Origin of the sequence: Stenotrophomonas sp. CFBP8994 (genome assembly GCF_034044835.1) — a bacterium.
GTDB classification, from domain to species: Bacteria; Pseudomonadota; Gammaproteobacteria; order Xanthomonadales; family Xanthomonadaceae; genus Stenotrophomonas; species Stenotrophomonas rhizophila_A.
The window spans coordinates 787,017-800,549 of record NZ_JAXCWT010000001.1 but is presented as its reverse complement, the minus strand read 5'-3'; the positions used below and the strand labels follow the sequence as shown (position 1 = coordinate 800,549).

The window sequence follows — 13,533 nt, the reverse complement described above, 5'->3', positions numbered from 1 at the left end:
AGAAATCGGCAAATTCAATTCAAAAATTGATTCACTGCTTTGTGACGTTTTTACGGGAACGCGGGTGCGCGCTGGCCGCGATCGCCCTACCGTGGCCGCAATGAGAACGATGATGGTGCGGTAGACGGTGACGCCTCCGCGAGAGGCCCTGCGCGGGCAGCCCGTAGCCTTGCTCCTGGCCCTGCTGCTGATGTGGCCGGCAGCAGGCCATGCGGGTGTCGTACATGTGCCATCGCCGCGCCTGCTCGGCATGGCCGAAGGCCTGCACGACCCCAACGTTCGCGAAATCGCTGAAGACGCTTCCGGCTACCTGTGGCTGGCGGGCAGCGACGGCCTGATGCGCTTCGACGGCCAGCGGTACCGGCTGTGGCGCCTCGAGGATGGTTTGCCGGATGTCGACCTGCGCACGCTTCACGTGGATGCCCTCGACCGGCTCTGGGTGGGAACGGCCAGTGCGGGGCTGGTCATGATGGGCGCTGATCGTGGTGGGTTCCAGCGGCTGCCCGCATCTGCCCCGTCAGCGCTGCGCCAGGGGCTGCTGCGCCAGGTGCACAGCAGCGGCGACGGCCGGATCTGGGCCATTGGAAGCGACCATCGGCTCTATCGGCGGGCACCACGCGACCCGCAGTGGGCGTTGCAGCCGCTGCCACAGGAGGGTGGCCCGGTCATGGCACTCGCGCGCGACAGCGCAGGTGCGTTGTGGGTGGCCCAGGCCGCATCGCTTTGGCGATGGGATGGCACACGGCTGGCCCGGATGGCGTTGCCGGCCGGATCCGCAGCGCCGATCCGTTCGCTCTGGGCCGATCCACGCGGGGGAATTGAAGTCACCTCGGCGCATGGCACCTGGGCAACGAGTAGCGCAGCAGGTGCCTACATTCGGCCGCTCCGCGCACGCAGCGTGCTGCGCAGTGCGGACGGCGTGCTCTGGCAGCAACAGGGCGCGGCGCTGCTGCGGCAGGAAGCCGGCGCCAGCCTGCCGTGGACGCTGCAACCCGCGCCAGGCACTGCGCCGGGGCCGGTGGTGATCCGCCAGGCGCTGGAAGACCGCAACGGTGACCTGTGGTGGGTAAGTGAGCAGCACGGCGTATGGTGGTTGTCGGCCCGCTGGCGGCAGTTCACGGCCTTGCCCGCCACCGCCGACAGCGGGTCGGGAAACGGCAGTCACTACGCACTGGGCCTGGCCGCATCGGGAACGCACCACGCGTGGGTTGCGGGCAGTCGCGGGCACCTGCAGCGCCTTGACCTGCGTACCGGACGCGGCCGTGACGTGCTCCGGTTCCCACATGCCGGCGTCAGCGCGCTCCCGGTGGGTGTGGCCGAAGATGCCCAGGGACGGGTCTGGGTCGCCAGTGCCGACCGGTTGCTGCGCCATGACCCGCAGCGGCGCAGCCAACGCGACTGGGGGCTCGGATTGGGCACGGACCAAGGGCCCATCCACCTGCAGATATGCGCGAACGGCGATGTCTGGCTCGCGCACCCTGGAGCGATCCAACGGTGGTCGACGGACGGCAAGCGGCTGCACAGTGCGGCACCGCAGCAGGTGGGGCTTAGGCAGGACGTTCTGCTACGGCAGCTGTTGTGCACGCATGATGGCGAGGTATGGGCCACCGATCCGCAAGGCGTGATGCGCTGGTCTGTTGCACGCGAGCGCTTCGAGCCGGTCCCGGGCGATGGCGACGGGACCGTGTCGGCCATCGCCGAAGCCGACGATGGCACGCTGTGGGTCAGCCGCCTGGGCTCCCTGGAGCAGTACCGTCTGGCGCAGGGACGGTTGCATCGAGTACGCCGCATTGGCGCCGCCGAAGGCTACCCGCAAGTGCGTGCCAACGCACTGGTGGTGGGCGCCGATGGCGTGGCATGGGCGGGGGCCGCGCGCGGCGTGCTGCGGGTGGATCCGCACGCGGGTGAGGTGGGGGTGCTGGACACCGCACAGGGCCTGCCCGTGCAGGAGGTGCTTCCCCAGCGGCTGCTTCGGTTGGGCTCGGGCGCGTTGGTGGCAGGCGTGCGCGAAGGCGGACTGCTGGCGTTCGACCCGCGCGCGCTTCGCGCCCCGGCAACGGTGCCGGTTCTGGTGCTCGATGCAATGAGCCGTCGTCGGCATGGACGGGTGATCCAGGTGCCGATCGCCGCACCGCCGGTGATCCTGGGCACCGGGGACCGCCATGTGCGGGTCGCGGTGAACCTGCTCGGTCGTGGCGATCCTGATCGCATCCAGTACCACTTCCGCCTGCTGGGACACGACCCGGCATGGGTCGACACCGGCCCCGTGGCGCAGCGCCTTTTCACCCGCCTGCCGGCCGGTGAGCACTCCCTGCTGGTGAAGGCGCGGCACGCCGGGGGGCCGTGGTCGGCGGTGCGTCAGCTGCCGTTGCGCGTGGTGCCCCGGTGGTGGGAAACAACAACCGGTCGTGTCGCCTTGGCTGCCGCGATCTGCGCAGCGCTGATGGGGGGAGCGCGGCTGCACTACCGCCGGCAGCGGCGACGCGCGCAGCGGCGCCAGGCGCGTGCGCACCGCCTGCGGGCGGAGCAGGATTCGATGCAGCGCACCCGCTTCCTGGCCGAACTGGGCCGCCGGGTGCGTGCGCCGTTGACGCCGGTACTCGGCTGGAGCGAGCTGCTGCTGCAGTCGCCGTTGTCGGGCGTGCAGCGCGAGCAGGTCGGCAGCCTGCAGCAGGCGGGGCACCACCTCCTGCAGTTGATGGACGATGCGCTGGACCTGGCCGGTATCGAATCAGGCCGCCTGCGGCTGCACCCAGCGCCCTTCGTGCTGGTGGACGTCATGCGTGAGCTGCATGCGCTGCTGCTGCCGGTGGCGCGGCGCAAGGCATTGCTGCTGCATTGGACCAGCACGTTGCCAGCGGGCGCCTGCTTCCACGGCGACGTGCAGCGCCTGCGCCAGATTCTGCTGAACCTGCTGGGCAACGCCCTCAAGTTCACCGCGCATGGGCAGGTGAACTTGAGCGCACGCACCGGGCCGGAGGATCGCGGGCTGGTGCTGTGTGTGTCCGACACCGGCCCGGGGATGAGCCCGGCGCAGGTGCGGCGGCTGTTCCAGCGCTTCAGCCAGGTCGAAACGGCAGACACCGCCGCCCACCCTGGCGGCAGCGGGCTGGGACTGGCCATCAGCCGGGACCTGGCACATGCCATGGGCGGACGCCTGGACGTCGACAGCCAGCGCGGGCGTGGCACCCAGTTCGAGTTGACACTGCCGTGGCCGGCGCTTGCACCCGCCGCGGCGCCCGCCGCGCCGCGCCGCACCGCGTGCGCTGCCGTGCCATCGCGCGCCTTGCGTGTGATGGTGCTGCTGCCGGCGACCGAACCGGACGCTGTCGAGGTGGTGTGTGCGCTGCTGCGTTCCCAGGGCCACCGGGTGGTGGCGGTCGAGAATGCAGACGCGTGGGTACGCGACGTCGATCCGGGGCCCTGGGATCTCATCGCGGCTGATCCGGACATGGTGGTGGCGGGCGGGCGGCTGAGTGCACGCCTGCCCTGGTTGTGGCCGGGGGTGCGGCGCGTGGCGCTTACGCCACGCGCCGATGCCTGCGCCGAGCGCGATGCACGCGCGGGCGGGTTCGATGGTTTCCTGCGCCTGCCGGTGACCGGGGCGCGGTTGGCTGCCGCGGTGACGGGCGCATGATCGGCCCCCTGCAGGGCCTGCTGCTGGCGCTGCTGCTGCTTGCGTCATCGGTACGCGCGGCGCCCCCCATGGCGCTGCGCTTCACCACCGCCGACGGGTTGCCGTCCAACGCGGTGCACCAGATGGTGGAAGACCGCGACGGCTACCTGTGGTTCGCCACCGATGATGGCCTGGCCCGCTTCGATGGCCAGCGCTTCCGGATCTGGCGGATGGAGCAGGGGTTGGCCGACAACCAGTTGCTGTCGATGGCGGCGGATGCGCAGGACCGGTTGTGGATCGGGACGGGGCAGGGCCACCTCATGCGCCTGTCGGCCGACCGCAGCCACATCGAGCGCTTCGACAGCGCGCGTTTTCCGGCCCTGGCGGGCGTGGCGATCGGTGTCGTGCTGCCAACGCCGGAGGGCGTGGTGTGGTTCGGTACGCGCGACGCGGGTCTGTTCCGGCTGGAGCCGGGCCACCGGCTGCGTCAATACCTGCCCACCGTGAACGCGGACGGCCTGCCGGACCGTCGCGTCGACCACCTGGCGTTGGCGGCCGACGGCACGCTCTGGGTGGGAACGCCGCGCGGCCTGGCCCGCTGGAGGAACGGTCGCTTCCTGCCGCCGCCCACGATGCTGGCCACTGCGCCGGTCAGCGCGCTGCTGGTGGATGCCGGGCAGCGGCTGTGGGTAGCCGGCGCGGCAGGCCCGTGGCGCGCCTCGGACGAGGGGCGGCTGGAACCGGTGGATGCACCGGCGGGAACGCGCGCGCTGGGCGCGTCGCGCAGCGGCGGACCGTGGCTGGGCGAGGACGCCCGGGTGTGGAAGAGCGGAGGCGGTCAGCTGCCCGGGGTGGGCATCGCACCGTTGGGCAGCGCCGATGTGCCCCGGTTCCGCACGGCCCTGGAAGATCGCCACGGCAGCCTCTGGTTGCTGGGGCGGCATATGGGGGTGTGGCGGCTGCCCCCGCACTGGCAGCACTTCATGTCGCTTGATGCGGCGCCGCAGGAAATGCCGGCGATCAGCGGGTTGCATCTGGCTCCTGACGCGCCGCCGCTGGCGCTCGCCTGCGCCGATGGCAGCCGCTGGCGTCTGGATGGCACGGGGATCGAGCGGCAGCTGCCTGGCGGCACCGGCGCCCGACAGTGGCGCTGGGGTGCGGCCGACCAGGCGCCGCCGCCCGGTCCGTTGGCCCTGCATTGCGATACAGGCAACGGCATCTGGTGGGGAGGTCGTCATGGCCTGACGCGGTGGGCGGACGGCCGCTTCCATCCCGTTGTCGGTGTCGACGGCGAGGTCAGCGCGCTGCACCTGGCAGAGGACGGCGCCTTGTGGGTGGCCAGTGCGGGTACGGTGCGGCGCTATCTCATCCAGGACGGCGTGGCCCGGCCCGGCGTGCAGATTGATGCACGCCAGGGACTGCCGTCGCTGCGGTTGGCGTCGCTGGCCAGCGACGCACAGGGCGCGTTGTGGGCCAGCAGCGCGCGTGGCCTGCTGCGTCTTCGCCCCCGCGAGGGCCAGGTGCGGCTGTACACGCGAAGCGAAGGGGTACCCGATGCCGTGTTCAATGCACAGCTGCAGGCCGATGGATCGACCATGCTGGCCGTGGATGCACACGGCCGCAGGGTGCGGTTCGACCCGGTGGGCCTGGCCGCGTGCAGGGGGGAGCCGGCGCTGGTGGTGGAGCGTGTGCAACTGCATCGTGGCGGACTGCTGCAGGTACTGCCTTCCAAGGCGGTGCTCCACCTGCAGCCGGACGATCGGGATATCCAGGTCAGCGTCCGCTTGCTCGGCGCTGGGATGCACGCGCGCCAGCAGTACCGGTTCCGGCTGTGCGGCCTGGACCGGGAATGGATCCGGGTGGGCCGCAGCGGGACCCGCGGTTTCCCGCGACTGCCACCCGGCGAGCACCGCCTGGAGTTCCAGGCACGATTGCCCGACGGCAGCTGGTCATCAACCCGGTCATTGCTGCTGCAGGTGGAGCGCAGCGGCTGGCACCACCCGGCGCTGGTGGGCGCCCGGATATCGGCGGGCGCGCTGCTGCTCGGCGGCGGGGCATGGGCGGCGGTACGCCGTGTCGCGCGCGGGCGGCGGGCGCAGGTCTCCGCACAGGGCCTGTCGCTGGCGCTGCGCTCGGCGCAGGCCAAATCGCACTACCTGGCCAACCTCGGACATGAGGTGCGCACACCGCTCACGGGGATCCTGGGCATGGCCGAACTGCTGCTGTCATCGCCCCTGCATGCGGCCCAGCGGCAGCCGTTGGAACGGATCCTGCGGAGCGGACACGCGCTGCTGGAGCGGGTCAACCACGCATTGGACGAGGCTCGCCTGGAGGCCGGAAGTACCCCCCTGCAGGCGGCCGACTTCGAGGTGGGCGCCGTCCACCGGCAGTGGTTGGCGCGCCAGCTGCTGCCATCCTGCCGGCGTGGCACCGCGCTGGCCTTGTGCCTGCAGGTGGCGGGCGACGCACGCGCGCACGGCGATGCGCTGCGACTGGGGCAACTGCTCGATGCGGTCACGCGCGTGCTGGGGCGGCACACCGGCGCGGGGCACGTGGTGCTGGAGGTCGCCTGGCGACCCGGGCGCGAGGGGCTGCTGTGGCGGTTCACCGCCGCCGGGCGCGCTGCGTACCCGCCGGGCCGCGGCGCCGGGAGCGCCGCGCCGACGCCGTCGCTGGCGTCCCTGCGCCTGGCGTTGGCTACTGCCGAACGCCTGGCCGGCGCTCTCGGCGGCACCCTGCGCGTGCATGCGACGGCGGGGAGGCAGTGGCACGTCCAAGTGGGGATAGCCATGCCGGCGGTGGCGCCGCTGCACCGTGGCCGGGTGCTGCTGGTGGACGAGGACGACCACGCCGCCCTTGCAGTCAGTGCACTGCTGACCGCGCAGGGCTGGGAGCCGGTGCATGCGGCGCACGCGCTGGCAGGGTTGACCGAACTGGCGGCGGGCCGGTTCGACCTGGTGCTGGTGGACCTGGACCTGTCCGGCATCGATGGGTTGACCCTGATCGGCCTGCTGCCCGGGCGGAACGTGTCCGCTCCGGTGCTGGCGATGAGCCGGCAACCCTCCGCCGGCCTGACCGGGCGGGTGGGGGCTGCCGGTGGCGCGGGGCTCCTGCCCAAGCCGGTCACGGCCGCGTCGCTGCGCCGGGCACTGCAGCAGGCGGGCGTGCCCTGATGGTTCGTTCCCATCCGGCGAACCGTTTACCATCCACCCCGTGACTTGGGCTTTCTGCGACAAGTCCGGCCCCATCTGCACGTCATCGGTTGACCCCGACCCGCTCCAGGAGATTGCTTGGTGTTGCCTACGCGTTGGCTGCTCCTGTTCGGGATGCTGTGCATGTGGCCGTGGCTGGTGGCAGCGCAGCCGGTTCCGCCAACGCCGCGCCAGCTGACCGTGTTCGATGGTCTGCCGTCCAATACCGTCAACCGCATGGCCGAAGACGGGTACGGCTACCTGTGGTTGGCCACCAACGATGGCCTGGCCCGGTTCGACGGCCGCAATTACCGGGTCTGGCGCGCCGAAGATGGTCTTCGCGACAACATGGTGTGGAGCGTGCACGTGGATGCGCGCAACCAGTTGTGGATCGGTACCGAGAATGCCGGGCTGGCGATGATGTCGGCCGACCGCCGCGAACTTCGCTTCTTCGACCGTGCCAGCAACCCGGTGATCGGCAGCAATACGATCTGGAGCCTGGCCTCCACCGGTGACGGGGCGCTGTGGTTCGGCACCTACGAGGGCGGCCTGCACCGGCTCGACCGCAATGGCGTGATCACCCGCTTCATGCCGGAGCCAGGCAACCGGCGCAGCCTGCCGGCCGCGTCGGTCACGCATATGGCCACCACCCGTGACGGCAGCCTGTGGGTCGGTACCAAGGCGGGGCTGGCGCGTTGGACCGGGCGCGACTTCGAGCGGGTGCCCGCGTCGAAGCTGCCCACGCCCCTGGTCAACGGGCTGACCGCCGAGCTGGATGGCAGCCTGTGGATCAGCACCAATGCCGGTACGGTGGTTCGCCGGGCAGACGGCAGCTTCGCCCCGGCGCCCTGGAAGGTGGATGCCGGCGACCAGGTACTGGGCATGATGCTGCGCGACGAGCAGGGCGGCTATTGGCTCGACACCCGGTCGGGTCTCGGGCGTGCCTACCAGGGCCGCTTCCAGCAGGTGCCCTTGTACAGCGCGGTGGCCCGTGGCCAGGTGCGGCCCAACTGGACCGGCGCGTACGAAGACCGCGAAGGCGGAATCTGGCTGGCCAGCACCAACAGTGGCCTGTGGCATCTGCTGCCGCGCTGGTGGCAGTTCTCGGTGCTGTCGCGGCTGGAGGATGACCCGGCCTCGCTTCGCAACGGCTACGTGCTGGGCATGGCCGCATCGGCCAATGGCGGTGTGTGGGCCGTGGGCACCCATGGCGCACTGGACCGCTTCGATCCCGTCACTGGCAAGGTTGACCAGCACCGGACGTGGGTGGATGGTCCCCAGTGGCTGTTGTCGGTGCTGGAAGACCCGCGTGGCCATGTCTGGATCGGATCGCACGAAGCGCTCCTGCGCTACGACCCGGGTACCGGCTCCCTGCAACGGTGGGGCAGCGATGCCGGTGCCGATGCCGCCATGGAAGGCGACGTGGACGCGCTGGCGCTCTGCGACGGTGGCGGGGTCTGGAGCGCTGCGTCCGGCGGGCTGCAGCAGCGCGGCCTGGACGGCGGCGTGCGGCAGCGGATCGCGGCCGGCACGGGCGGGTTTGCGCCCGGACAGCTGGTCCTGGATCTCATGTGCGGTCCGCAGGACCATCTCTGGGTGGCCACCAACCAAGGCTTGCTGCAGTGGGTGCCGGCGCGTGCGCGGTTCGAGGCGGTGCCCGGCGCGGCAGCTGTCGCCAGTCATGCCCTGGCGTCGGCCGACGACGGCTCCATGTGGGTATCGGAAGAAGGCCGCCTGATCCGCTACCGCTGGAACGGGAAGCGCCTCGAGCGCGAGGCCCAGGTCGGGCCGGAAGAAGGCTTCCCGCAGCTGTCGGCGACGGGATTGGTGGTGGACGCCCAGGACATCGTGTGGGCCGCCAGCTCGCGTGGCCTGATCCGCGTCGATCCCAACCAGGGCAGCGTGCGCCAGTACGGCGTGCGCGATGGGCTGCCCAGCCAGGAGTTCCGCCGCGGCACGCTGGTGCGCACGGCCAGCAACCACATCGTCGGCGGCACGCCGGCCGGGGTGGTGCTGTTCGATCCGGACCAGGTGCGCCCGGCGACCCGGCGCGCACCGCTGGTGATTGAACGTGTCGAGGTGCGCCGTGGCGAGCGGGTACTGGACCTGACCCACCTGGCGCCGCTGGAAATCGCCGACGCCGACCGCGACCTTCGCATCGTGGCGCGGCTGTTGTCCTTCGCCGACTCATCGTCCAACAGCTATCGCTATCGCCTGGCCGGCTACGATCCGGATTGGGTGGAAGTGGGGCCGGGCGGCGAACGTGTGTTCTCGCGACTGCCGCCCGGGCGCTATCGACTGGAGGTGCAGGCGCGCTCGGCCGACCTGGTCTGGTCGCGGGTGCAGGTACTGGAGTTCCGCGTGATGCCGCCTTGGTGGCGCAGCGTATCGGGGCTGCTGGTGATGGCCTCGATCGCCTTGCTGCTCATGAGCCTGTTCGCCTGGTTGTACCGGCGCCGCGTGCAACGCCGCCACGCTTACCAGCTGGCCCTGCACAAGCAGGAACTGGCCGAACAGGCATCGGCCGCCAAGACGCGCTTCCTGGCCAACCTGGGACATGAAGTGCGCACGCCGATGACCGGTGTGCTGGGCATGAGCGAGCTGCTGCTGGGCTCGCCGTTGAACCCGCAGCAGCGCAGCTACACCGAATCGATCCGACATGCCGGCGAGCACCTGCTGCACCTGGTGAACGACGCGCTGGACCTGGCGCGGATCGAATCGGGGCGGCTGCAGTTGCAGGCGCAGCCGTTCGCGCTGCAGGGTGTCATTGATGATGCATGCACCCTGATGGCCGCGCTGGCCGAGCAGAAGGGGCTGCGCTTCGTGGTGGACAACGAACTGGCCACTGGCCTGTGCAGCGTGGGTGATGCGGTGCGCGTCCGGCAGATCCTGCTCAACCTGCTGGGCAACGCGGTGAAGTTCACCAGCAACGGCGAAGTGCGGTTGAAGGTGCGCGCGCTGGCGCCGTCGCGCGGGCTTTACTTCGAAGTCTCCGACACCGGACCCGGCATCAGCAGCGACCAGCAGCAGCGTCTGTTCCGGCGCTTCGAGCAGGCCGACGGTGCGCGCACCGCTGCGCAGTACGGTGGCAGCGGCCTGGGCCTGGCGATCTGCCGCGAGCTGGCGCTGGCCATGCAGGGCCAGATCGGGGTGGAAAGCCAGCTGGGCGTGGGCACGCGCTTCAGCGTGACCCTGCCGCTGCCGCTGCAGATGGCCGACGCCACGGTCGGGAGTGCCGGCGTTGCCGAGGGGCACCCCCTGCCGCCACTGCGCCTGCTGCTGGTCGAGGACGACGACACCGTGGCCAGCGTGATCATCGGCCTGCTGGGCGCGCGCGGGCACGAGGTGGTGCACGCCGCGCACGCGTTGGCAGCGCTGCGCGAAGTGAGCGACGCGTCCTTCGACGTGGTGCTGCTGGATCTTGACCTGCCCGGCCTGGGCGGCATGGAACTGGCCGGGCACCTGCGCAACCAGGGTTATGCGATGCCGTTGCTGGCGGTGACGGCGCGGACCGACCCGGGCATCGAACAGCGGGTGCGCGAGGCGGGCTTCCAGGGCTTCCTGCGCAAGCCGGTGACCGGTGATCTGCTGGAGCAGGCGATCGCGCGGGTGGTGGTGGAGGGGCGTGGGTAACAGCAATGGCCGGTGTTGCCGGCCACAAAATGTCATCGGACCAACGGTCCGATGCTACCGGGGTCGCCTATTCGGCGACCTCTTCCACATCCCGGGGAGAGGGGCGGGCGTCGGGCAGCTGCCAGAAGATGACGGTGGAGGTGAGCGTGATCGCGCCCACGCACACGAACGTGGCGTGCAGTGCAGCGGTGGCGCCGTGCAGGGTGTCCAGGTGCTCGAACGCGGCCAGCAGGCTGCCCGCGGCCGCAGCGCCGAAGCCGGTGGCCAGCATCATCACCATCGACAGCAGGCTGTTGCCCGAGCTGGCGAAATCACGGTCCAGGTCACGCAGGGTCACGGTGTTCATCACGGTGAACTGCAACGAATTGACCGCGCCGAACACCGCCAGCTGCACCACGCGCAGCCACATCGGCTGGCCGGGCACCATGAAGATGAAACTGGCCATGGCCAACCCGACCAGCACGGTGTTGACCATCAACACCCGGCGATAGCCGAAACGTTCCACCAGTTTGACCGCGTAGCGCTTGGACAACATGCCGGCGGCCGCTACGGGAATCATCAACAGCCCGGCGTTCATCGGGCTCATGCCCATGCCCACCTGCAGCAGCAGGGGGATAAGCAACGGCATGGCGCTGCTGCCGATCCGCGAGAACAGGTTGCCGAGGATGCCGATGCGGTAGCTGGGCACGTGGAACAGCGCCAGCGAAAACAACGGCGCGGTGGAGTTGGCCGCGTGCAGCCAGTAGCCGACCAGCGCAGCCAGCCCGGCCACGGTCATCAACATCACCAGCGCGTGCGGGGTGGCCATGCCGGAGATCCCATCCAGCGCCAGCGACAGCACCACCATGCCGAACGCCAGCATCAGGTAGCCGGCGATGTCGAAGCGGGTGCGGTGTTCGGCGTAGTGGTCGGGCATGATCTTCAGCGCGGCCACGTAGCCAATCACGCCGATGGGCAGGTTGATCAGGAACACCCAGTGCCAGGACGCCACTTCCACCAGCCAGCCGCCCAGGGTGGGGCCGATCAGGGGGCCCACCAGCGCAGGGATGGCGATGAAACTCATGGCGCGCAGGAACTGTTCGCGGGATACCGAGCGCATCACCGCCAGGCGCCCGACCGGCAGCAGCATCGCGCCGCCCACGCCCTGCAGCACGCGGGCGGCAACCAGCTGGTGCAGGGTCTGTGCCAGCGCGCAGGCGAGCGAACCGAGGGTGAACAGGATGATCGCCGCCAGGAACGTGCGGCGGGTACCGAAGCGGTCGGCGATCCAGCCGGAGGCGGGAATGAAGGTCGCCACCGCCAGCGCGTAACTGAACACCACCGACTGCATCTGCAGCGGGCTTTCACCCAGGCTGCGGGCCATGGCAGGCAGGGCGGTGTTGACGATGGTCGAATCCAGCATCTGCATGAAGATCGCCAGCGACACCAGCCACAACAGGGGCCGGAACGAGGCGTAGCTGGGGGTCGTCATCGTGTGCACCTTCATCAACGAGGTGCACATGATCGCAGATGCGGAGCAATGCCCGGTGACGGGCACCGCGCCGACACGCATGGCTCGGGTACGTGCGCAGGATCATGGCTTTGACACGCATGGCGTGTCACTACGATCCTTGGTCACCTGATCTCGGGGGGCGTGCGGTCTTACATCAACGGCGGCTGATGGAATGTACGGCTTCTACCAGTACCTGCACGTGTTCGGGATTCATGTCCGGCGACATGCCGTGGCCGAGGTTGAACACGTGGCCCTCGCGGGAACCGCCATTGCCGCGCGCGTAGCTGTCCAGCACCTGCCCGGCGGCACGTTCGATCGCCTCCGGGTTGCCGTACAACGTGGCCGGATCCAGATTGCCCTGCAGCGCCACGCGGCCGCCGGTGCGCGCTGCCGCGTCGGCCAGGTCCAGGGTCCAGTCCACGCCCAGCGCATCGGCGCCGGTGTCGGCCAGGTCGGCCAGGTGCAGGCCTGTACCCTTGCCGAACAGGATCAGCGGGGTGCGCTGGTCACCGTCGCCGCGCTCCAGTTCACGCGCGATGCGGGTCAGGTAGCGCAGCGAGAACTCGCGGTACATGGACGGGCTGAGCACGCCGCCCCAGGTATCGAACACCTGCAGCACCTGCGCGCCGGCCGCGCGCTGGGCAGCCAGGTACGCAACCACCGCATCGGTCACCACCGACAGCAGCTGGTGCAGTGCGGCCGGCTCGTTCAGGGCCATGGCCTTGATGCGTGCGAAATCCTTGCTGCCGCCGCCTTCGACCATGTAGCAGGCCAGCGTCCACGGGCTGCCGGAGAAACCGATCAGCGGCACGCGGCCGTCCAGCTCACGGCGGATCACGCGCACCGCATCCATCACGTAGCGCAGCTCGGTTTCCATGTCCGGCACCGCCAGCCTGGCGATGGCGGCAGTATCGCGGACCGGATGGCGGAACTTCGGGCCCTCGCCTTCGACGAAGTACAGCTCCAGGCCCATCGCATCGGGAATGGTCAGGATGTCCGAGAACAGGATCGCCGCGTCCAGGTCGAACCGGCGCAGCGGCTGCAGGGTGACTTCGCACGCGATTTCCGGGTTCTTGGCCATGGCCAGGAAGCTGCCGGCCTTGGCGCGGGTGGCGCGGTATTCGGGCAGGTAGCGGCCAGCCTGGCGCATCAGCCAGACGGGGGTGCAGTCCACCGGTTCGCGGCGCAGGGCGCGCAGCAGGCGATCGTGGCGGGAGGGGCTGGTCACGGGTTGCTTCCTTGGAATCGGGTGGCGCAGGGCCAGGGGGAGGCGGGCCGCTCAGCGCGGCGGCACACCGCTGGTATAGGTGATCTGGTAACCGCGCTTGAGCTCGGTGTCGCGCGCCTTTTCAAACGCGGCTTCTGCCTGGGCCTGTTCCGCGAAGAACTGGCGGTGCAGCTTGGCGTGCCTGCCGACCTGGCCCGACTCGCGCAGCAGCTCCCAGCCGCCGAACAGGTCCGGTTGCAGGGTGAGCTGGAGGTAGCCGGTCGGATCGGTGCCGTTGACAGGTTGCTGCAGGAAGATGCGCATGGCCGCGATTGTAGCCGCGAACCGGCAACACGGCCGTCACCGGCCCGCGGGGCGGGCGCGACAGACGGTC

General features: G+C 70.2%; 6 protein-coding genes. 3 read left to right on the top strand and 3 right to left on the bottom strand.

Going from position 1 to position 13,533, the window contains the following annotated elements; translation table 11 throughout:
* Positions 1-127: 127 nt before the first annotated feature.
* The 3 genes from SOM39_RS03760 (at position 128) to SOM39_RS03750 (ending at position 10,440) form a co-directional block, all read left to right on the top strand.
* A complete protein-coding gene (locus SOM39_RS03760) occupies positions 128-3,637 on the top strand; it encodes a hybrid sensor histidine kinase/response regulator (RefSeq protein ID WP_320457514.1) in 3,510 nt (1,169 codons plus the stop codon).
* Positions 3,634-6,789 (top strand): two-component regulator propeller domain-containing protein, encoded by a 3,156-nt coding sequence (locus SOM39_RS03755; RefSeq protein WP_320457513.1) that lies wholly within the window; start codon positions 3,634-3,636, stop codon positions 6,787-6,789. The genes SOM39_RS03760 and SOM39_RS03755 overlap by 4 nt, the downstream gene beginning before the upstream one ends.
* Before the next feature lie 153 nt (positions 6,790-6,942).
* The gene (locus SOM39_RS03750) at positions 6,943-10,440 is read left to right on the top strand and encodes a hybrid sensor histidine kinase/response regulator (protein ID WP_320457660.1); all 3,498 of its coding nucleotides are present in this window, start codon (positions 6,943-6,945) and stop codon (positions 10,438-10,440) included.
* A 67-nt stretch (positions 10,441-10,507) separates the two neighbouring features.
* Here SOM39_RS03750 and mdtD read toward each other — a convergent pair whose 3' ends face one another.
* From mdtD to SOM39_RS03735, 3 genes are all read right to left on the bottom strand, one after another.
* On the bottom strand, positions 10,508-11,911 hold the full coding sequence (gene mdtD / locus SOM39_RS03745) for a multidrug transporter subunit MdtD (RefSeq protein ID WP_093532867.1): 1,404 nt from the start codon (positions 11,909-11,911) through the stop codon (positions 10,508-10,510).
* 175 nt (positions 11,912-12,086) lie between these two features.
* Positions 12,087-13,160 (bottom strand): uroporphyrinogen decarboxylase, encoded by a 1,074-nt coding sequence (gene hemE, locus SOM39_RS03740; RefSeq protein WP_320457512.1) that lies wholly within the window; start codon positions 13,158-13,160, stop codon positions 12,087-12,089.
* 51 nt (positions 13,161-13,211) lie between these two features.
* The gene (locus tag SOM39_RS03735; RefSeq protein ID WP_217537395.1) at positions 13,212-13,463 is read right to left on the bottom strand and encodes a WGR domain-containing protein; all 252 of its coding nucleotides are present in this window, start codon (positions 13,461-13,463) and stop codon (positions 13,212-13,214) included.
* Positions 13,464-13,533 lie beyond the last annotated feature (70 nt).